31 protein-coding genes are annotated in these 19,848 nt (G+C 47.0%); 9 read left to right on the top strand and 22 right to left on the bottom strand.

The genetic code is table 11. The annotated features are described in order from the left end of the window. Nucleotides 1–18: 18 nt before the first annotated feature. The 21 genes from M0R47_RS17120 to M0R47_RS17020 all read right to left on the bottom strand — a co-directional run bounded on the left by M0R47_RS17120 (nt 19) and on the right by M0R47_RS17020 (nt 15,587). Nucleotides 19–531 (bottom strand): hypothetical protein, encoded by a 513-nt coding sequence (locus M0R47_RS17120; RefSeq protein WP_292557020.1) that lies wholly within the window; start codon nt 529–531, stop codon nt 19–21. Then, nucleotides 531–854: a hypothetical protein gene (locus M0R47_RS17115; RefSeq protein ID WP_292557019.1), complete on the bottom strand. Its 324-nt coding sequence runs from the start codon at nt 852–854 to the stop codon at nt 531–533. Before M0R47_RS17115 ends, M0R47_RS17120 begins: the two co-directional genes overlap by 1 nt. A 3-nt stretch (nt 855–857) precedes the next feature. Further along, nucleotides 858–1,106: a hypothetical protein gene (locus M0R47_RS17110; RefSeq protein ID WP_292557018.1), complete on the bottom strand. Its 249-nt coding sequence runs from the start codon at nt 1,104–1,106 to the stop codon at nt 858–860. 2 nt (nt 1,107–1,108) lie between these two features. Then, complete coding sequence (locus M0R47_RS17105) at nt 1,109–1,387, bottom strand: hypothetical protein (RefSeq protein WP_292557016.1); 279 nt, start codon at nt 1,385–1,387, stop codon at nt 1,109–1,111. Between the two features lie 4 nt (nt 1,388–1,391). Then, complete coding sequence (locus M0R47_RS17100) at nt 1,392–1,772, bottom strand: DUF2190 family protein (protein WP_292557015.1); 381 nt, start codon at nt 1,770–1,772, stop codon at nt 1,392–1,394. A 70-nt stretch (nt 1,773–1,842) separates the two neighbouring features. Continuing rightward, complete coding sequence (locus tag M0R47_RS17095) at nt 1,843–3,870, bottom strand: ClpP-like prohead protease/major capsid protein fusion protein (RefSeq protein ID WP_292557013.1); 2,028 nt, start codon at nt 3,868–3,870, stop codon at nt 1,843–1,845. A gap of 54 nt (nt 3,871–3,924) precedes the next feature. Then, on the bottom strand, nt 3,925–5,424 hold the full coding sequence (locus tag M0R47_RS17090; RefSeq protein WP_292557010.1) for a phage portal protein: 1,500 nt from the start codon (nt 5,422–5,424) through the stop codon (nt 3,925–3,927). A gap of 13 nt (nt 5,425–5,437) precedes the next feature. Then, nucleotides 5,438–7,324 (bottom strand): alpha/beta hydrolase-fold protein, encoded by a 1,887-nt coding sequence (locus M0R47_RS17085; protein WP_292557008.1) that lies wholly within the window; start codon nt 7,322–7,324, stop codon nt 5,438–5,440. Further along, nucleotides 7,321–7,542, bottom strand: a complete 222-nt coding sequence (locus tag M0R47_RS17080) for a hypothetical protein (protein WP_292557006.1) — start codon at nt 7,540–7,542, stop codon at nt 7,321–7,323. The genes M0R47_RS17085 and M0R47_RS17080 overlap by 4 nt, the downstream gene beginning before the upstream one ends. Then, entirely contained in the window at nt 7,539–9,647 is a 2,109-nt protein-coding gene (locus M0R47_RS17075) for a terminase gpA endonuclease subunit (protein WP_292557004.1), read from the bottom strand. The genes M0R47_RS17080 and M0R47_RS17075 overlap by 4 nt, the downstream gene beginning before the upstream one ends. Beyond that, the gene (locus M0R47_RS17070; RefSeq protein ID WP_292557002.1) at nt 9,644–10,135 is read right to left on the bottom strand and encodes a DUF1441 family protein; all 492 of its coding nucleotides are present in this window, start codon (nt 10,133–10,135) and stop codon (nt 9,644–9,646) included. The genes M0R47_RS17075 and M0R47_RS17070 overlap by 4 nt, the downstream gene beginning before the upstream one ends. 235 nt (nt 10,136–10,370) lie before the next feature. Further along, nucleotides 10,371–10,928: a hypothetical protein gene (locus tag M0R47_RS17065; RefSeq protein WP_292557000.1), complete on the bottom strand. Its 558-nt coding sequence runs from the start codon at nt 10,926–10,928 to the stop codon at nt 10,371–10,373. Nucleotide 10,929: 1 nt separating this feature from the next. Then, complete coding sequence (locus M0R47_RS17060; protein WP_292556998.1) at nt 10,930–11,322, bottom strand: hypothetical protein; 393 nt, start codon at nt 11,320–11,322, stop codon at nt 10,930–10,932. Further along, nucleotides 11,319–12,257, bottom strand: coding sequence for a DnaT-like ssDNA-binding domain-containing protein (locus M0R47_RS17055; protein ID WP_292557021.1), 939 nt, complete (start codon nt 12,255–12,257; stop codon nt 11,319–11,321). Before M0R47_RS17055 ends, M0R47_RS17060 begins: the two co-directional genes overlap by 4 nt. After that, complete coding sequence (gene dnaB, locus M0R47_RS17050) at nt 12,257–13,624, bottom strand: replicative DNA helicase (RefSeq protein WP_292556996.1); 1,368 nt, start codon at nt 13,622–13,624, stop codon at nt 12,257–12,259. The genes M0R47_RS17055 and dnaB overlap by 1 nt, the downstream gene beginning before the upstream one ends. After that, the gene (locus M0R47_RS17045) at nt 13,617–14,180 is read right to left on the bottom strand and encodes a hypothetical protein (RefSeq protein ID WP_292556994.1); all 564 of its coding nucleotides are present in this window, start codon (nt 14,178–14,180) and stop codon (nt 13,617–13,619) included. The genes dnaB and M0R47_RS17045 overlap by 8 nt, the downstream gene beginning before the upstream one ends. Further along, nucleotides 14,177–14,560, bottom strand: coding sequence for a hypothetical protein (locus tag M0R47_RS17040; protein ID WP_292556991.1), 384 nt, complete (start codon nt 14,558–14,560; stop codon nt 14,177–14,179). Before M0R47_RS17040 ends, M0R47_RS17045 begins: the two co-directional genes overlap by 4 nt. A gap of 12 nt (nt 14,561–14,572) precedes the next feature. Then, nucleotides 14,573–14,800 (bottom strand): hypothetical protein, encoded by a 228-nt coding sequence (locus tag M0R47_RS17035; protein ID WP_292556989.1) that lies wholly within the window; start codon nt 14,798–14,800, stop codon nt 14,573–14,575. Further along, nucleotides 14,790–14,960, bottom strand: coding sequence for a hypothetical protein (locus M0R47_RS17030; RefSeq protein ID WP_292556987.1), 171 nt, complete (start codon nt 14,958–14,960; stop codon nt 14,790–14,792). The genes M0R47_RS17035 and M0R47_RS17030 overlap by 11 nt, the downstream gene beginning before the upstream one ends. A gap of 23 nt (nt 14,961–14,983) precedes the next feature. Further along, a complete protein-coding gene (locus M0R47_RS17025; RefSeq protein WP_292556985.1) occupies nt 14,984–15,232 on the bottom strand; it encodes a LuxR C-terminal-related transcriptional regulator in 249 nt (82 codons plus the stop codon). A 130-nt stretch (nt 15,233–15,362) separates the two neighbouring features. Further along, nucleotides 15,363–15,587 (bottom strand): helix-turn-helix domain-containing protein, encoded by a 225-nt coding sequence (locus M0R47_RS17020; RefSeq protein WP_292556983.1) that lies wholly within the window; start codon nt 15,585–15,587, stop codon nt 15,363–15,365. Nucleotides 15,588–15,671: 84 nt separating this feature from the next. Here M0R47_RS17020 and M0R47_RS17015 point away from each other — a divergent pair, with 84 nt between their 5' ends. Further along, nucleotides 15,672–16,331 carry a helix-turn-helix transcriptional regulator gene (locus tag M0R47_RS17015; protein WP_292556981.1) on the top strand — a complete coding sequence of 220 codons (660 nt, stop codon included), beginning with the start codon at nt 15,672–15,674 and terminating at the stop codon, nt 16,329–16,331. A gap of 7 nt (nt 16,332–16,338) precedes the next feature. Here the strand turns inward: M0R47_RS17015 and M0R47_RS17010 are convergent, their stop codons facing one another. Then, the gene (locus M0R47_RS17010) at nt 16,339–16,827 is read right to left on the bottom strand and encodes a hypothetical protein (protein WP_292556979.1); all 489 of its coding nucleotides are present in this window, start codon (nt 16,825–16,827) and stop codon (nt 16,339–16,341) included. Nucleotides 16,828–17,026: 199 nt separating this feature from the next. Between M0R47_RS17010 and M0R47_RS17005 the strand changes: the two genes are divergently transcribed. The 8 genes from M0R47_RS17005 (at nt 17,027) to M0R47_RS16970 (ending at nt 19,840) form a co-directional block, all read left to right on the top strand. Further along, the gene (locus M0R47_RS17005) at nt 17,027–17,242 is read left to right on the top strand and encodes a hypothetical protein (protein ID WP_292556977.1); all 216 of its coding nucleotides are present in this window, start codon (nt 17,027–17,029) and stop codon (nt 17,240–17,242) included. Nucleotide 17,243: 1 nt separating this feature from the next. Then, nucleotides 17,244–17,393 (top strand): hypothetical protein, encoded by a 150-nt coding sequence (locus M0R47_RS17000; protein ID WP_292556976.1) that lies wholly within the window; start codon nt 17,244–17,246, stop codon nt 17,391–17,393. A gap of 121 nt (nt 17,394–17,514) precedes the next feature. Next, nucleotides 17,515–17,778, top strand: a complete 264-nt coding sequence (locus tag M0R47_RS16995; RefSeq protein ID WP_292556974.1) for a hypothetical protein — start codon at nt 17,515–17,517, stop codon at nt 17,776–17,778. Nucleotides 17,779–17,843: 65 nt separating this feature from the next. Beyond that, on the top strand, nt 17,844–18,401 hold the full coding sequence (locus M0R47_RS16990) for an HNH endonuclease signature motif containing protein (RefSeq protein ID WP_292556972.1): 558 nt from the start codon (nt 17,844–17,846) through the stop codon (nt 18,399–18,401). Further along, complete coding sequence (locus tag M0R47_RS16985) at nt 18,382–18,522, top strand: hypothetical protein (RefSeq protein ID WP_292556970.1); 141 nt, start codon at nt 18,382–18,384, stop codon at nt 18,520–18,522. The genes M0R47_RS16990 and M0R47_RS16985 overlap by 20 nt, the downstream gene beginning before the upstream one ends. A gap of 35 nt (nt 18,523–18,557) precedes the next feature. Beyond that, nucleotides 18,558–18,752 (top strand): hypothetical protein, encoded by a 195-nt coding sequence (locus M0R47_RS16980; protein ID WP_292556968.1) that lies wholly within the window; start codon nt 18,558–18,560, stop codon nt 18,750–18,752. A 125-nt stretch (nt 18,753–18,877) separates the two neighbouring features. Continuing rightward, on the top strand, nt 18,878–19,090 hold the full coding sequence (locus M0R47_RS16975) for a hypothetical protein (RefSeq protein WP_292556966.1): 213 nt from the start codon (nt 18,878–18,880) through the stop codon (nt 19,088–19,090). A gap of 504 nt (nt 19,091–19,594) precedes the next feature. Further along, nucleotides 19,595–19,840, top strand: coding sequence for a hypothetical protein (locus M0R47_RS16970; RefSeq protein ID WP_292556964.1), 246 nt, complete (start codon nt 19,595–19,597; stop codon nt 19,838–19,840). Nucleotides 19,841–19,848 lie beyond the last annotated feature (8 nt).

Genomic DNA, 19,848 nt, shown 5'->3' with positions numbered 1-19,848 from the left:
ATGAATGTGGTAATCATATTATTCGGGTAGGCTTAGTGTTTTTAGAAACGTTTCTACATAATGATCAGCCGACAAATTGCCGATAATTTCCGCGTTGGGTTGACCAGGAATAGGAACAGTAACTGATTCGATTGGGTACGTTCCTTTTTGCGACGGCATCCATTTTGCTTCGGGTTTTCGGCGACGCAGCGTGTCATAGCCTCGTCGATGCACAATAAACGCTTTATCAAAAAATTGATTACCCGCCAGCGATCCGCTGCCATATTGCTGTAGATCACCGATAAACGCCGCATTAACCGGCAATTGACCCAACCACAAAGAAGCGGCCGCCTCATTGCCTGATACTCGCAAGCGGCTAGCGATCACCGACGCCGGCACCGGTCCTTTACCGCGCATTTGATTAATTGCATTTTCATGCAATACCGCCACGGATGATCGAACGGCGTTGTCTGCAGCAATCGGAACTTGCCGGTTGAGCTTTGCTAAAAACGCAGGCAGATCACCGGAATCAATGGAGACAGAAATTTGCATCAGTTAGTCAGCGTCAGTTCAACAGTGGCCCAGCCGGTATCATCGATAAATGGCCGTCGCGAAGCTTTATAGCGGTTTTCGTCGATAACAAAGATGCTGCCCGCACTGATAGACAGCAGATCAACATAATTGCCGTCAAATTCAACTGAGTAAACGGTATGGGTGACGGTCGTGTTGCCGACTTTTTCACGCGTTTGATTAGCATTAAAAACGGCCGCAATTTCAAACAATTCTGAATTACTTGGATCTTCAAACGACACACTGTGATCACCCTCAAAAGGCGCGGCGAGCTTTGCGCTAAAACTTTTATCAAAAATCGGCATGGGTTAGTGCAGAAAAATAGTTTTTAGCACGTCCAGAACACCGAAGTTTTGCATGAACAACATAATAAAACTACCTAGAGCAGACCATTTAACCGCCTGTATAATGCCGAATATCTCACGCTGCTTTTCGGTCAACGCTTCTAGCAAGTCATATAGTTTTAGCTGCTTTTTATTCTGATCATCCAACTTTTCAAGCACACGTTTTTCTGACATTTCCAGCCGCGTCAATCTGTCACAAACTTCTGAACTCATAATCATTTTTCCGGGGCCTTGTTAAACACGCTATCCAGTGCATAACCGCCGGACAACAGCGCTAAAAATGTTGAAGGCTGACTAATATCTGTTTGCCCGGACATTGCCAATTGCGCAACAAATGCGCAACTGGCAAACAGGCTAGCTAATGTGTAGCCAAATGCCCCGGACAAATAATCATCGATAGAGCAAATCACACGGGATTTATACCGATCATTAGCGTAGTGCATCAAAACGCCAAGCAAACAGACAGCCAGCATAGTAAAAAACCGGCTATCCATAAAATTACGCCAATACGCCGGGTTTTCCGATCAGCTTAACGTTGATAGTAGTAACTGCGTTACCGGCCGCCTCCATCGCAATCACTGCATCGGATACGTCACCGGTTGCTGGCGTTGCTGCGTTATCGTCAAATGCCGCCGCTGAAGCATCCCAGATTACATATTCACCTTGCGCGATAACGGCCGCGCTCACTTTTGGCACGGTAAACACGCCATCATCAATTTGTACCTGTCCGCTCTCGCCGTTTGCAATAGCGTCTAATGCGATGCCTATTAAAGCATCACCGTTGCTTCCAATAACGACCACACCACCGCTGGCAATATCGCCGCCTGTAGCATTCGTCCAGGTGATCACGTTTCCGCACTGTACATGATTTGTTGCCATGATTTTTTCCTATATTAATTGACCGGCTATTGAATCAACAGATAACCGGTTATTTGATTAATGAAACCGCTTAAGCGCCCGCGTTTCTGCCAAAGGATCGGTGATCCAGCGCTTTTACGCCGGCATCGATGCGCACTTTAAATTCAACGCCGTCAACGTCCCAGCCGTTTTTCTGTTCGAGATATGGCGTATCGTTGCCGTCAAGATAGGCAACTTCGATGGTGTCGTGCATGTTTGGGTTAGCTACGCCATACCAGATCTGTGATGATGCGGCATCAAGGCGAGGATCGGCAACCACGTTAAATCGGCCTTTTTGGGTATTGGGTACAGTGGATTTGCTTTCAGCAGCGCCGTCAACGCGGTAAGCTGAGGTGGCAACGGTATTGGCCTGATCTTCAAGAGCGACAGGGACAAGCAGTGTTGCTAACTGGATATTAAGCGCAGCGGCATTACTGCCACCATCTGTTTGTTTAGCCATTAATGTACGCATGGCTGATACAGAAGCGCTGGTAATCGTTGCAGCAGTTCCGGAAATGTTGGCATGATCCGCATGAAATAATGCAACACCGTCAGCCATAGTTGGGTTGCTGGTCAGCACAGCATAAACCAGACCTCCAACCGTGCGGCGAGCCGCCCGGCCTTGCGTCATCGGTATTTTGGTAAACGCGCTTAGATCATCATTGATGATCGCTTGTCGAGTAATGCTAAATACACGACCATAGGTGGCCAGCTGGATTGTTTCACCGCGATTGCCGATAGAGGCATACTGATATTCACCGCCCTCCGGAACTTCGAGCAATGAAGGGAATGCATTCAAACCAACACGATCAGCTATTTTAAAATCAGTCAAAACACCGGGAACTGTCCAACTTTGGAATGTTTCCGGCGCTTCATCCCAACCTTTTAACAGCATCTTTTCAGCACTATTTTTCAGCACATAGGTAAAATCGCCGCTGGAATGAGTAAATGCCGCCGCGACGCGTTCCATTTTTCCCATGTTTTGATAATTGATACCGTGCATAGCCAACACATGCCCAGCTAATTCCAGCAGCGTCAATCCTCTAAAACTATTTTTGCCGTCGTTTTTCTCAACGCCCGCGCGAATACCTAGCGCCGCTGATGCCCCGACGCGGAATTTATCACTATCAGCCATACCTATTTCAATATAAGCATTGCGGGCGACAGGCTGGCTGTTTTCTCCCAATTTTGCCAAAATCTTTTGACGGGCTGCATCAGCGGTAATGGTGTTGTCAATCATTAATTGCGGCTTGATGGCGTGAATATCTGCGCGGGCCTCTGGTACCAATGCAAAAATGGCATTAATATCCGTTTGCCGCTGCGCCTCGATTGCTGCAGCCGTGGGTTGTTGTGTTTCTGATGTTGCAATAGGCAACGGCTGCGCTACAGCGGCCACTGTCTGCTGTTGTTGTACTGGGGTAGTCATGGATTGTGCTCCGTGGGTGGTTAATGTGCTGAGCCAGGCCGTTGGAGCGTGGCTGTAGCGTTGTTTAATCGTTTCTGCTGCTGATGCAGCGATTGCAAAGGTTTCTAAGCCAATACTGTCGATAAATCCGGCATCAAGAGCCTCGGCCGCTGTATAAAAATGATCAACTCCGTCTGTTAAAAGCCCGAGCATTTCTTCGGCAGGTTTGCCCGTTTTTTCTGCATAGGATGCAGCCATAGCTTCACTGTATTTATCGAGCATATCGGCAGTGTTTCTATGATCCTTCGCCCCGCCCTGATACGTTGATGTTTGAGCGCCATGAATCATGATCATAGCATTGGCCGCCATGATCACCGTATCACCAGCCATTGCAATCAGGGAGGCCGCAGACATGGCCACACCATCAATAAAAACAGTAATTGATGAGCCGTGCCGCTTAAGTGCGTTGTGTATTGCAATACCGTCGACCGCGCTACCGCCAAAACTATTGATGCGGACATGAATATCAGGAGTATTAATAGCATCAAGTTTGCCGACAATTGTTTTAGCGTCATTCGATTCCTCGGCCCACCAATCCATCCCTATATCGCCATAAATCAACAACTCAGTGACGTTAGGATTCTGGCCGGCAGCGCTTATTTTGTATTTGCTCATTTGTTTTGCCTATAAAAAAACCCGCCGAAGCGGGTAACAGGTTGGTTTGTTAATTTAGCCGCTGGTCGTGGCGTTATCCATAAACTGACCTTCTTGCGCCGGCGCAATGTTAAAGGTCGTAAAATTTAAATCTTTATCCAGTGCATTTTTTTGCCATTGCGCGGACTGCTCCATGACTGCATCAGGGTTAGCGCCGTTTTCCCTGATCACTTGCGGGGATGATTTATGACCGGCCTGAACCGCCTCTATATTCGCGCGGCCTTCTTTGAGTGGATCGGCTGAAGCCATGCGCGGCCCGAAATATTCAGCATCGGTCAGCGTATCCATATCCAGATCAGCCGTGATACGGGCAGCACCAGAAAGCACAGCTAACCGCGCAAAACGCTCATAGGTTGGCTGCGTGACCGATCCGATAAACTCATTAGTCAGTGACTTATAATTGCTGTCTGCATCCACCATCGCCAAGCGCAACCCAACATAGGTGCCGTTAAAATCTTTAGAGATGCTGTGAAAATTAACTTTTGATCCGGCCGCCGCCGCACGCAGCATCATATATCTAAAATCACCTAGCAATCCGCTAGGACGGTTGCTTTGTATGGTTTCGACCCTCTCGCCCTCTTGCAGATTGTCGAATACCATGCCGGGTGAAAATTTAAACTCGCGGTCAGTTTCGGTTTCAGGCGAAACATAGGTATCAGGCGTTCCCTTAACTATGGCTGCACACATAGCAGCGGCTACGCGAGCCGCTATCTGCTCTGATTCTTCATAGTCTTTGATATTCTCAAGACGTATCATAATCGTTGCAAACACCGACACGCCGCGCGACTGCCTAAATCGCGTAACCAGTTTCAGGTGCGTCATTTTGTCGGCTGGGACGCGTCTCATATCGGTCGAGTTGCCATACTGAAAACTCACACCTTGAGGATGATCTTTTAGCACCCAATAGTTGCGGGCTCGACCCCATCCATTGCGCTCAATGCTTTGATCGATTCCGGCCGAATCGTCCCGGTACCAGTGCGGCAAATAATCAGCCTCTATCAGCTCTACGCTCAACGGGACCTTAGTGCCGTGATCCAGACCGATAATAAACCCCTCCAGATACTGCATAAACGCTTCGCCGTCGCGCATCCAGGCCCGGCACATCAGACGCTCGACTTGAGGCCATTGATGCTCCCAAGTGACATCGGGCCGTTTTTTAAAATCCGTCCAAAGCTTTAAAAGCTGCTTGGAAAACTCGGTATGTAGTTCGCCGTTTTTACGCCTCGGCATCGGTTCGACGCTGATACCGTTTGCGCCGACGACATTATTAACCAGCGTATCTAAAATACCGCTAGCTAAATCATGGTTTTGCTCTAACACGCGGGCATAGCCTCGCATGTTGCCGCTGGCACGCAAGGTTAATAAATCCGCGCTGGAATTATCCGGGCGCATTTTCCCGCCATTGCGCCGTGGTGATGCCGCCTCGTAAGCGGCCAATGCCCGGCGGCTCTGTGCGCGTCGAAACGCCCAACCAGGAGCAACAGCGGCTATAGCATTATCCAGTAGGTTTGCCATGCGTTTTTTTGGATTAGTGAAAATTAACGCCTGCTACACCAAACCCGTCCAGATAGGGTGGGTCTCTATGCATATAGCCTGGCACTTCCTGATATTCGTAAGCAATGCCGCTAACTTTTAAAATGGCGTTGGTGGTGCGATTCCATTGCAGCGTTAAATCTGAGGTGCCGACGACTTGCCGCCATTTAATCGGGTACAAGCTGAATTTAGCGGATTTGGCATAAACCGGAATCAATGCATCAGGCCGCTTGGCATTATCAACGGCGGCGACTTCAGGCGCACCGAATGCCCCGGCATAGGTCACTACCGAACTGAACAGTTCAGGATATTTCAACGCGAAGCGCGCGGCGCCGAAACCGCCCATTGAGAAACCTTCCAGCCAGCGGCCGTCACGGGTTTTGGTCGTGCGGAACTTGCTGTCGATTAGCGGTACCAGTTCATCAATCACCATCGATTCGGCTTTTAACGCGCTGCCGGTTTCGTTCATCCACATGGATGTTTTAGCGCCGGTCGGGATAACGACAATCACCGGATCAATGGCGCCGGAACGGATGTTTTTATCGAACCAGGGCAGCAGCCAAGCGCCGGTAGTGATCTCGCTGCCGTTGATACCGTGAAACCAGTACAGCACCGGATAGGTTTTGGCGCTGGTGGCATAGTCGGGCGGCAAATAGACCAGATAGCTGGTGTCGGCATTGTTGGCAACGCTATGAAAGCCTAAGTGTTTTGCGCCTGCCGGCAGGCTGGCCGGTGTCGGTGTCACCCACGCGTTTTTAATCGCGGTTTTTAGATCGATTTCCTTGACGGTCACAGGTAATGGCTGCGGATCGGGTATCGGTGTGGGATCAGGTGGCGGCAATGGGTCGCATGGGTTCGGTTCTGGATCGGGAACGGGTGGCGGTGGAGGCGGTGGCTGAACAACATCTTTCCAAACATCCGAATGAATGGCCTCAAACATAGTTTTATAGTTGGCATAGAGCAAATCAGCCGGATAAAACTCAAAATATTTGGTCTGGTATAGCTTTGCAACGTTGTTGTAAGCGATTTCAGGACTATCTGGCGTTGAAAAATTGCAGGGAATCGCTTTGGTATTCGACCAGATTCCACAGGCTTGCAGCATGACCGGAAAAGTTCTGTTAGCGACATTCGGCGCTAACACCGTCGCAAGATCGCCTTTTGATGGGCCTGAACCGGTATAGGTTTCCTGGAAAAATGCGTGCTTTGGATGATTGGCGAGAATTGAGTCACGAATGGCAATCGCGTCGGTCACTTTGGCTTTAGTCGAACCAATAGGGAATAGCGCATTGTAGAACGTGTGATTATCACCAAAAGCTGCATACCAGGCATCAACACCCCAGTTAATAGCCGTCAACATCGTGTTAAGCTCATAAGTCGGTGCTTGCCTAATGGCCTGAATGCCGATAATTCCTGCGTCGATATTTACAACGGCCGGATGCGTTTTTAGCGGATATCCATCACAAACAAAATTAGCCTGGGCGTTAATGAATGTCTGCATGTGCTTTTGTGCCGTAGCGCTCCATGGCACCGGTTGTAATCCTCCGAACAGCGGAGATACCAAGGTTTCAGATGCAGGAATTTGCGACATAACCCAGGCAGGAGCGTCCATGTAGGTAACCAAAGACGCTTTTTTACCCACAGCTTGAACGGCGGCCAGCTTTTTACATAGCGCACTAAAATCATAGTTATTCTGTGCAGGATTAGAGCTAAGCCAATGCGTTCTAATTAACGCCCCATCCACATATGGCAGCGCTAACGCTTTAGCATCAATGCTGTTTTGACTGTCGGTCGTATAAATGCCTTGTGGCGCTGAATGTGCCGCCACTGCAAACAGCAGCAGGATAAGCACACAAATGATTTTTTCAAAAATAATAGTTTTCATGTCACGTCAAAGTTTGCGATTTTTATGGAGATGCTTGGTACTTTGTTTGCCGCCATATTTTCAGCGTTTACGATCGTTTGCCATTCTCGGCGTCCGGTCTGAATTTTAGCCAAATCCTCGCGCTCAAATTTCATGCCGTTTTTTTCGTAGCGGCGACCGCCAAGGACCGCTTGTTCGGCCTCGATGTATAGCGCCAGCATATTGGTTGCTGTACTCATAGCCATGACTCCTGTTTGGGGATCCAGTCGGGTTTTGATTTAGCCTGATTCGGTTTAGGTGCTGAATCATGTTTCTGTATATTGATTTCTGTGGTTTTTGCGCCAACAACCATCGGGTTTTCATCCCAGGGTTTTGCCCAGGCGGGTTGGTTGTTCCAATTCAGCTCTTTTATTTTTGACTCTTGCAGCTTGGCAAATACCGCCGCCTCGCCGTAAACGAATTGATCCCATAGCTCGTTTCGCTTGCTGATTTTTACCCATCCGTCTTTTGCGTCGTACTGCTCAGCACTCAATTCATCGTAAACCGCATCAGGTAGCCATTGCGGAAAATGGATATAACCAGGTGCCCGTTGTTCTTTTTTCAGATCAGCTGACAGCGCATCTTTTAGCTTAGTGGTGTTGACGATCCAAACGGGTATTTCTCCCCTGGCGCTGGCCGTTCTTCGTTTTTCGCTACTGTTGTCTGGATAAACTTTTCTGGCGGTTGGTTTATTGACGCCTGGCTTTGGTGCCTCCCCTTTTACCAGCATGAAACGGTCGTTTAATTTTTCTTTTCTAAGCAGTTTCCAGAATGCATAAGCCCGATCTGTTACGCCGGGTTCTCCTCCGGAGTCGCAGGCGGTCATCATGATTTTCATGCTTCTTCCTGAATTGTCAGCCAATGGATATTGGCGTTGCATAACGCTATCACGCAACTTTAGCCAGTCGTCATGATGCACAGATGGCCGCATTGTTTGCAACTCACCGCTCTCGATGCGATCGGATACCCGCAATTCAAAACGATCTATTAACCAGCGCTCTCTATGTTGCCCATAACCGATAATGGCTACAGAAAACCCCCATCCCTGCACATCACAAGCAGCAACCAAGAAGCGCACGCCATCAGGAACTTGCTTTTCAGGAACGGTTTCCGCGCGTTTCTGATATTCTGCCCCCGTGTATTCACCGATGGTTTTTCTGGATCGATAAGGAGCGCCGAAATCGATATTCATGACGGCGCGAATTGTGTCCTCTTCGCTATCAAGATCGTATTTTCTAAGACCCTGCAAAAATCGCTCTGCCAGTCGTTGCGGATCGGCATAGGCGGCAAATATGCCGGGAAACCAGAAAGAGGCGATTTTGCTTTTTCTTCCTTCTCCAACCGTAGCGCCTTTTTCGATACGCTGGCCTTCTTTTAGCCATTTTCCGCTAGCGTTCATTGCGCGTTTGTGGCTAGTTTCGATCAGGCATCCATTGACAGTACATATATACAGCGCCTGGCGAATCAATTTTCCTTCTGTCACGCCGAATAAATCCTGATTTACCGGGAAATTCAGGCCGGTTTCGTCGCTGGGCGGTAGATAGTATTCACCGCATTCAGGGCATTGCACATACCAGCGCCTACGGTCGCCATCGTTAAAAAGGCTGAGTATTTGTGATTCGCTGGGCGGCGCTTCATGCGGGGAATCTGCGCTGGGACGCCATTGCGGATCGGTTATTTTCCCGGATGGCGAACTTTCCGCCAGGGTCATTCCTTGGCTTAAGAACGTGGTTGTTCTTTTTCTCGCTAATTCAAAAACCGTTCCCTCGCCTGGTATGGCGTCCATGCGGTCGTAGTCGGTTAATTTGACAGATCGCAACGCTTTCCCGGACAGGTTGCTGACAGTCGGCCAGGCAACAAAGATGTTTTGCCCGCTGCGCATGGTTTTTACAAAAACATTATCAGCGCGTGAACCCGCCGCCATTTCCGATTTTAGCTCAGGACTATTGCGGATTGTCCAACTCAGATCAGCCCTTTCCCAGTCCGTAGCGGTCTGTTTGGTAGTCTGAACAATCATAACGTCTGATTTTGTGCATTTGATGTCATGCGCCAAAGAGCCAAAAAGAAGCGCCTGAGTTTTCCCGCTTTGAGCTGGTCCTACAAAAATAACCGCTTCATATTCTCGGCTAGCCATGCAGTTCATGGGTTCGATCATGTAGGGCGTTAGCTGAGCGCTCCAGTTATCAACTCCGCCGCCCTTTCCCTTGACTCTGATGTATTTGCTAGTTGCGTCGCTGACCGGTATTTTTATGCCCGGCCTGATCATTTGCGCTATGTCGTGCGCTAAAGATGATGCAGGTTTCATAGCGCCTCAATTTGTTCCGCCCATTCTACGCGTAGAGCATCTATCCGCCTTTCAACAGCGATAATCGCCTCCGGAGAAATATTAAAATCACGCTCCAGGATGTCAGGTAACGAATCCAGCAACTGGATACCTGGCTTGATCAGATCGGCCATTCTCTGTCGGCAATCCTCAGCATCAACTAGCGCACCCTCGGCCAGCGCGTCTTTCTTTTTCGCCAGATTGCCTTCGTACCAATCACGCCGTTCCTTTGGCGGCATTTTATCCGGGTCTATGCTCGCATCGTATTGGATACGCTGTTGAATCAGTATAGCCCTGGCTGCCTGACCTATTTCGTAAACCGCGTGTTCGTCACGATAACCAGCCGGCTGGACAGATGCCTCTACCAACCGCTTACCGACTGTCTCCCTTGCTATTCCAAAAACTATCGATAATTTATTAAGCGAGTAATACCGCCAACTGTCCAGCGTAGATACATTGTTTGCAGCCATAAAAAAATGACATATATAACGCTATTTATTATTAAAAAACATATGCTTATAGCATATTAGTTGAGATCATAGACGCCAGGAATCTCCCAATGCGCCACGCCTTCGTTTCGTGTTGCGTGGTTTATTTCAGGGAGTACCTTTTTTTAAGCATAAAAAAAGCCCGGTCATTGCTGAACGGGCTTAGATGCTATTGTGGTAAATTAGAACATAAAAACGTTGCGATAACAAATTGTTATCAAGCAACCATCAAATCATTGCCGCCATCCGCATGACGCAACACCCGCTTAACAGCCACGTCTAAATCATTAACGTATTGATAAATATTATTATATCTAGCCTTCCACAGCCTTGAATAATTACTCTTATCAATCCCCATCGCCTCGGCAATCGTTGCCGAAGAACATGACCTATATCCCAACCCACTGCACCGCTTGCAAACCTGCCGACCCACAAAAGAAGTCCCACCACAAGCCCCGCAACGATTAGGACGCACCACCTCAAACACCGCAACAGCCGCCATATTAGCCACAATCGGCCTACCTTTGACAATCTCCCAACGCTCATTAACAGCAATACCCGCCGCATACACCCGAACATGAGCAATCAACTTACGCTCAGACTGCTCATCGCCGGCATACTTAGCCAGCGCCATATTCATAGCCTGCTCACCCAAACCGGAAAGCAACCCTGACAACTCAGATCGTGATAAACAATCGCCAGACGAACCGCCTGAAACAGCGTGATACTTAACCGAACCGGCACACAACAAACCAATCACCTCGACACCCGCCACATTAACCCCCTAACCGATTCTTAAGATCACTCAACAAATCCCGCGCATTGACCATATTCGCTGGCGGCGCACTCACTACCTGATCAACCACAGCAACGCCACGCTTGCGCAAATAAACACGCCCTTTATCAGTAATACTGTAAGTATGAGCCAGCTTGCCAGTCTCACGGCACTTACGCGCTACACCCTGCTGCAAATAATCCAGCAAGAACAAATCATGCGCACGCTTGGGACAATTAGCATAAGGCTCTCTCACCCAACCCAAAACATCCACAGCAACCTCTTTTGCTGTGCACCAGTCATTACCCACATAACCGGCTAACAACGCATCACGCTCAACAAACCGCCTTCTTGATCGAGAAATCTCAACCACCGAACTATTTGAACCACTCATGACAGACTCCGTTTCCAATCTTCAATCTTGTTTGTAATAACCGCTCTTAACTGATTACGCAGTTGCTGATAACTAATACCTTGCTGAGGCTCACCATAACCCCATTTACGCATCCAGCTAACCAGATGATCATCCTCTCTAGGTATCTTGAAACGCTCAGGCAAAGGCCCATAACCCGGCAAATGCCCCGTGTTTTTCTTAACTGGCTGCGCTTTAGCCGTTGAATTCCTGAACTCACCAACGAGCCAAAGCGCCAGCTTCTGAGTCCAACCCCTATCGGTATATTTTCGCTCTTGGCGTTGCCACCAATACGCTTTGAATGAAGGTATCCAGGCAGGATCAACTTTCGCTATCTGATAACCGCTCATAGTCAATATCGTTTCCAGTTCAGACATAGGCTGCCAATCTAAAAACATCGAATATTCATCGCCTTTATTATTAATAATAATATTATTAGAAGTTGTCCCAACCTCTAAGCTGTATGACTCCCTACCTGAATCCAAATTAACGTTAAAGCTTTTGATTCTATTGAATAAAAATCTTGAGAAAGCTCCCAACTGTACTCCCAACCTACTCCCAACCTGTTTTTGGTCGCAACTCCCCAAACCCCAAACAGACTCCCAAAAAAAGCGCTTAAGCAGTAAAGGTGAATGAAAACCTGATCGACTCTCCCTAACCAACAAACCGGAAGCAACTAACCGAGAGACACAATTTTCGATCTGCTTTGACGTTACTTTATGAAGGTTGCTCTTATCCCTCCCTGGTTGATCACGCTCAGATAAATCCAACGCCATTCCGCCATATGAAATCTTTGTTACACTACCGATCACTCCGGTATCAAAATCAGTTCTATGAGCTAAGTAGTAAAAAACATCCCTATCCAATCGCTGCATATCCCTTAAAATCTCCAGCTCATCAGGCAACACCACCAGCATCAATGCACCTCATTACCCAGCTCACGGAACCGCACGCAGTCAGCATCAAAACCAAGCCTGACCGTAGCAAGAGCCCCCATGCGTTGCTTGCCAAGGATCACCTCAGCAATGCCGGTATCAACAGAATCAGGGTTATAAACCTCGTCACGGTACAAAAACACAATCAGATCAGCATCCTGCTCAATACTGCCCGAATCACGCAAATCAGACGGCAGCGGCCTTTTATTGGGCCTGCGCTCCAGATCCCGGTTAAGCTGTGAAAGCAGCAGGATCGGAATATTAAAATCCTTAGCCATCACCTTTAAAGCCCGGGTAATCTCCCCTATCTCATCGTTTCGATTACCCGCCTTAACGTTATCATTGCCCATCAACTGCAAATAATCGATCACGATCAACCCCACACCCGCCGCGCATTCGTCTCTAACTTCCGAGCTCAGCATCATCGCCCGTGAGCGAATATCAGAAACCGACAAACCGGGCGAATCATCAACAAACAGCGGCACATCAGCCACACGAGACATACCGGCAGTAAGACAAGGCCAATCGGTATCATACAAATGCCAGGACTCCCGAATACGCTTTAAACCCACACCAGAAGCCGCCGACAATAACCGCTGCCCGAGCTGGTAAGCTTGCATTTCCATGCTGAATACCGCAACTACCCGACCAGACTCAGCGGAAGCAGCGGCCAGATTCATAGCAAACGCTGTTTTCCCCATCGCAGGCCGAGCGGCAATCACCACCAGATCACCGCCCATAAAGCCTGATGTCACTGCATCTAATGATTGATAGCCGGAAGAAACACCCAACACACCGGATGCAGGCTTATCATAGTTTTGCTCAATGCGCTCAATCACATCCCGCATCATATCCCTTGACCGGATAAAACCGCGCTTACCGCGCAGCAGCTTTTGCCCCATAGCGAATACACCGGACTCAGCAAATTGCAGGAGCCCGCGCCCGTCGGTATCCCCTGAAAAAGCCTTTTCCGCCAGTTCGCGCGATAACTGAATCATCTGCCGAGCCACCGACTTATCCCGCACGATCTGCGCATAAGCGACAATATTGGCAACGCTGGGCGTATCAGCAGCAATCTGACCGACATAACCCAAGCCGCCGACCGTCTCGTGATGGCCTTTAGCCTCCAGAAAATCCATGATAGTCAGAATATCGACCGCATCACCGCGTGACAGCATCACCGCGATTGCTTTAAACAAAATCTGATTAGGACGGGTATAAAAATCCTGATGCTGCAGTAGCCCTTGCACTTTAGGCCAGGCCGAATTATCAATCAGCAGACCGCCAAGCACCGACTGTTCAGCCATCAGATTATTAGGTGGAACCGCAACGGCACTTTGCTCATGCATCGGCTATATCCGCCAGGGCATAATCCACCATTGCCAACATCTCACCAATAAACTCATTCAGGTCGCCGTGATTATCAATCACTAAATCATCATCCAAAACGGCAATACCAGACTCGCTGGCGTGCGTATCACGCTTGCCTGACTTACGCCCCGGATCACGGCGCACATGAATAATAATGCCGCCTTCCGACCTGATCAGCGCTGCCTCATTGTCGAAGCGCACATCATCAAAAACAATTTTACTCACTGTCGACTGCCTGATTTTTTCGCGTACAATCATTACCCACAAATCAGGATGAATGCACCAGCGCCCCCAATCCGTTCCGAGTGATTGCAGAATCCAGCGGTAAGAAACCCCCAGCTTTAAAATAATCGCTTCCTTATTATTTTCAGCCAGCTCAATATCAGCGGTAGACATACCCAAGTCAGTCAATACCGCATGAGCCATCTTTCTTAAAGTCGAAGCAAACGACATCGGCACATAGCCAATGCCAACCAACGCCTGAGCCGCCGTGCTCTTGCCTGATTGCTTCTTGCCGGCAAAACCGACAATCATAACGCCACACCCGCATCAGAACCGTGCAACACCAGCGGATTTATAAGGAAACTACGCTGAGGCGGCAACACCTGCAAACAAGCCAGCTCCTGCGCGGTAAAATCGCCACGGTTGCGCCTTTCCTGCGCCTCACGAGCACTTTCTCCGGAAACAAGCGGAGTCAGCTTCTTATCTTTACTGACAGCATACTGCAAAAGCGCTGTCTCACAATTTTTAAAATTTTCTCTGGACTGCTTGGCCATATCCTTCTTGAACTCCTGCGCCTTGTTCCAAGCCTCACGCTTAAAACTGGCTAACGCTTCTTCCCTGGACAAGCGAACACTGCCAGCCTTAACAGCCTCACGCTCTAAAAAACGGTTACGAACCTCACCCATATTCATATTCAACTCCCCTTATACCGCTTCATAATGATTGCAGAGCCTGTCATACAGCACTCCGCCCCACACTAATTGATTATCCAGCGACATACCCAGTTGATTTAAAAAACTAATCTGATCCAACCGGCTATGCCTACCTGCCATAAATTCATCCCTGATCCGGCACCGTCCTATCCCGCCGCCATCCCCGACCGTATCCGGAACAAACCGGACACAATCGCAGCAACGGACTTTAATCACCATCCAGCAAATCATTCACTGGGTTAAACGGATCTTTCATCAACCACTCCATAGCCGCCATTAACTGATCTTTGGCAAACTGCAACGGCAAATGCAGCAAATACACCACCATAAACGAACAGCCAATCACTGAAACTAACGCCAAAACAACCAACAACTTCATCATTCTTTCCAAAATATCACCCGCTAACTGCTTCTTGATACCGCTATAACCCCGTTTGCTATAGCCCTGGTCACTGCCAAAATGCGTGTATTGCCTTGTTGCCGGTCCACCTCCATCTTTCTATAAATACCTTCACAATGCGTCGATACCGTCTTGATCGAAATCGCCAGCGCCCTGGCAATCCGCTTATCATCCAACCCGCTTGCCAAACAGCGTAAAACATCAGCTTCTCTGGCCGTCAGATCACCAGCGTCTATAACTTTAATATCCATCTAAATACCTTATCGGGAATTTACCCGATTATTTTTGTTGATAAATTTTTTAAAATAGAAACCGCTTGATGCTTTTAACTATCATCCTGTTGGCGCAGGATTGGTATTGCTGCAAAAAAAAAAAGCCGGATTACTCAATAACTCCGGCTTTTTTGTTTGCATGTTTATTTAACAAATCAACAACAGGAATACCTGTAACAGATGAAATCCTAGTTGCTGTACTGCCTCTCATATCACTACTTTTACCCGTTAATAATTTATGGATAGTCGCTTGTGACACACCGGAGCACTCAGCAAGTTTTTGCTGAGTTCCACCGGCTATTTCAATTGCTTTTTCTATGATTGGATTATTCATGGACGTTAATTTATTACTTTGGTTTTATTTTGTCAATAACTAAAGTCATTTTACTAAATATTACTCAAGTAATAAGATATTTACATGACAGAATTATCAAAGAGACTTCAATCAGAAATGGACTTACAGGGGATAAAACAGGACGAGCTAGCCATGAAGAGTGGCGTATCACAAGCTACCATTCACAAACTAACATCAGGTAAGGCACGCGAAAGCCGAAAAATATCAAAAATTGCTGATGCTTTAGGAGTTAATACAGATTGGTTAGCACTAGGGAAAGGCGCTAAACATCCAAATAAAATAAACGAATCAAATGCCGAATATGGCCCGACTTTAGCACCAAGCCGCCTAGTTCCCATCGTAGGAAACGCACAGCTAGGCGATAACGGCCATTGGACTGAAATCGACTACCCGACCGGGCACGGAGACGGCTATATCAATTACCCAACCAAAGATAATAATGCCTATGCAATCAGATGCGTAGGCGATTCTATGAAACCACGAATTAAAAATGGCGAGTTTGTCATTGTAGAACCCAACACATCACCCATACCAGGCGATGAGGTATTGGTTAAATCTACGGATGGCAGAGTTATGGTTAAAACCTTGCTTTATATCAGAGATGACAGAGTGCAACTCCAATCTGTCAATGAAGCACATCCTTCAATTGCGGTAGAAAAAAAGGATATCATCATCCTACATACGGTAGCAGCCATCGTAAAAAGCCCGCATTGGATAAAATAAATTTATTTCAATCCACATCAAAACCTGACTCGCTAAATCGACCAATATGCTCCCCCGAGTAACCATCGTAGATGGACATTACCTTTACGCGTGGATCAAGATTTTTAAAATAAATAAAAGCAACTTTTAAAGCGTTGCTTTTTTCATCAATTCCAACTTGTTTAAATATTTTTCCTATATAAACATGAGGAACATCGCCGAACTTTTCAACTTTATAAAAAACACCAGTTTTAATGAAATCTTGAATAAGTCCAGCAAACTTTTTTTCTATATCTTTATTAACTACGTGGCTATTAATTTTTGCCTGCAATATTTTTTCTTCTTCATTTCGCCTGTCAGAAAAAACCGAAAAAACCAAAAATCCAGTAATCAATACCAACACCCATAAACAACCACTTTTACGGTTACCAACTCTTACAGTTTTATAGCCACACTTAGAACAAGATGTAGCTTTATCGCTGATCATATCTCCGCATTCTTTGCATTTTTTAAGCATACATAACCTTCTATAATAAAAAAATAAACTAAGTATAATCAAAGATTTGAATATATTTTATTATTTTTTTTGTTAAAGTTATTACTTTGGTATTGTATTTATTTATTACTTTGGTTATATTTTATCACAACAGCTCAACAGCCTGTTACCTCCCTACCTAGCCCGGTTAACCGCCGGGCATTTTTTCTACGAGGAAGATATGAGCATACTAATAAACTATCTGAGACATAACTCAGACGCACTCAGAGAACTGGACAAAGCATTTTCACACGCCCTGGACACCGGCGCACAACTACGCACGCCAACACGCGTAAACATACGCATCAGCATCGATCCAATGAAAAACGGCACGCCTGACCACATCATCACTCGCGCTACCACCAGCACCGATCATCTGATCCCGCAAGGAGACTGACATGGAAACTAATACAGGCCACATTATTACATGGATCATTGTTTTAGCATTAGGAGCATTGCTCATTATCGGTGCTAAAAACCAATTGCAAGACATAGCCGCCACTTACCGGCACGCCATGACCGTGAATCACGGCTTGCCAATGCCCTAACCGGAGACAAGAAAATGAAAATAAACAGAAGACAAACACACACCGATGAAACCATCGGCCTTATTTTGCTGAACTGCACCGTTGCTTTAGTGATAGTTCTATCTTTTTTTGGCTGGGCACTATGAAAAACACCATTACCGATCTAAACAACCACCTGTTTGCCACCCTGGAACGCCTGAACAGCGAAGAAATAAACCCGGATGCCATGAAGGTAGAGATTGAGAAGGCAAAAGCCATATCCGGCATAGCCAAAGACATCACATCAAACTACCGCTTAGCACTGGATGCACAGATCGCTATAGCCGAATACGGCATTAAAGAAGAGCCAAAGCTGTTTGGACTGAACGAAAAAAACAAAATACCCAACATAGCGGCTATTAAATAATGGCCTTTAAGCAACACAAATTCACGGAAGAGCATCTCGAATTCATGCGCAAACAGTATAAGCGCATGAATTCAAGAAAACTGACCGCCGCTTTTAATAAGCGGTTTGGCGTTGAAATAACGATGCAAAAAATGAAGTCTGCATTGTACAGACACCGGATCAGCTCAGGCCGAAGTGCCCGATTTATTACCGGTAATACGCCGCACAACAAAGGCATCAAAGGCGTCTGTTATTCGCCATCAACGCAATTTAAAAAAGGCCACCAGCCGGCTAGAACGCAACCGATCGGCACAGAAGTCTATAGAGACGAAAACGGCATGAGTACTTGGTATATCAAAATGCCAGAACCGATCGGCTGGGTACAAAAACACCGATTGCTGTACGAGCAACACCACGGCCCACTACCCAAAAACAGCGTAGTGATCTTTTTAGACTCGGATAGCAATAACATCCTGATCGACAACTTAAAAGCGGTAAGCCGTGCTGAGCTACTGCAAATAAATAAGAATAACTACAAGCAACAACCAAAAGAATTAAAACCGGCCATATTGGCCATCTCACAGCTGGAAACAGCCATTTATCAACAAACCAGGAAACACACACATGAACAAAGGCAAGCGTAAAAGAAAAGTCAGAGCAGCCATACTGGAAAGCCTAGCCAAAGCCGCCGAATACCACGACCGGCGCAGACTGCTTAAAAAGCGCAGACAACAGCAATACCAGGCGCTCAGAGCGAACGACTAAAGCATTAACAACAACCACCCAGCGGAGCAAACAACATGACTATTACCCAACTCGCTACCGGATTTATCGCCTTACTGGGCGGAGATAGCGCCGCCCAACAATCTGGAGCAATCTATGCCCAACAACTGCACGCTGAAGGACAAACCATCGGCCAATCAGTCTTGAGCGCCTACAAACTGGGGCAGCGCATGAAATCACAAGGCTTTTTTTATAAAACCAAACAAGGATAAAGCGTATGAAAACTTTAATCGAATGGCTAAACACCTTAGCGATACTGGTTGCATTTATAGCCATACTGGCAGCAGGCGTAAAAACGATGCCGTTAAACCAAAATAATTCCAGCGGCATCGACTAAATGAGCCAACTGCTAACTACTCAAGATTTAAAATCCATCACAGGATGCTCACGGATGAGCGATCTTGAGCAATGCTTGAAAAATAACGGCGTCCGTTTTTTGTATGGAAAAAAAGGCATATTTACTACCGTTGATGCAGTCAATAGCGCTATGGGACTATCAGCTGATAAAAACACAGCAACAACAAATCATGATGATTTTGATATTATGTAGCGGGTAAACAAATGGCTTACAGATATATAAATGACATACTGCACGAAATTACCAAAGTGCATTCTGGAAGCTGTGACCAATGCGGGAAAGGAATATGTGTCGGCTGGATGGTAAGCCACCCTGCAAACAACACCGATCGGACAACAAAATACTGCTACGACTGCACTAAAAATAGCTGGCTGAAAGCACTAAGCATTCACAAAAACATGAAGCATAAAGAAACAAAACTACCAATAGCACTTGAGCTCAGGAAGTGCCCAGGATGCGGATTCATTAAAGATCAAGAATCGATAGACTCGGCCCGCTTAAATTTTCTGTGCCCAAGATGCGGAAAACACAGACTATCTGATTTTATGCCAGACACACCACCAAAACAGACAAAGCTCTGATGAATTAAGTGGATAAACGCAGAGCTAACCGGGCGCGGCCAGAAGGATGAACAATGAACATATATTATAACCGCGCTCCGGTTGAGCGCAATGTTAGGCTTGGATGGATAAAATTATGAATGAATTGGCAAAAAAAGTAATATGCGCTTTGATTGATGGGAAATTAGTTGTGCATCAGCCCAGTGATTGCACCGTTATTATCCCTGTAGGTGGAATTTTTGCTGCACTTATGGACAATAAGGATGGATATTCTAAAGGTCTGTATCTTCTCGACATTATTAAAATGGCAGATCAGTTTATTGTTTACGATTGTATGCCTAACGCAGAGCTAACCGGCGTAGCGAAGCGGAGTCCGAGTTAAGCGCCGGG

Source organism: Methylobacter sp., assembly GCF_023227905.1.
Taxonomy (GTDB): domain Bacteria; phylum Pseudomonadota; class Gammaproteobacteria; order Methylococcales; family Methylomonadaceae; genus Methylobacter_A.
Note: the sequence above shows the minus strand (reverse complement) of the source record. Positions and strands in the feature narration are given on the sequence as shown.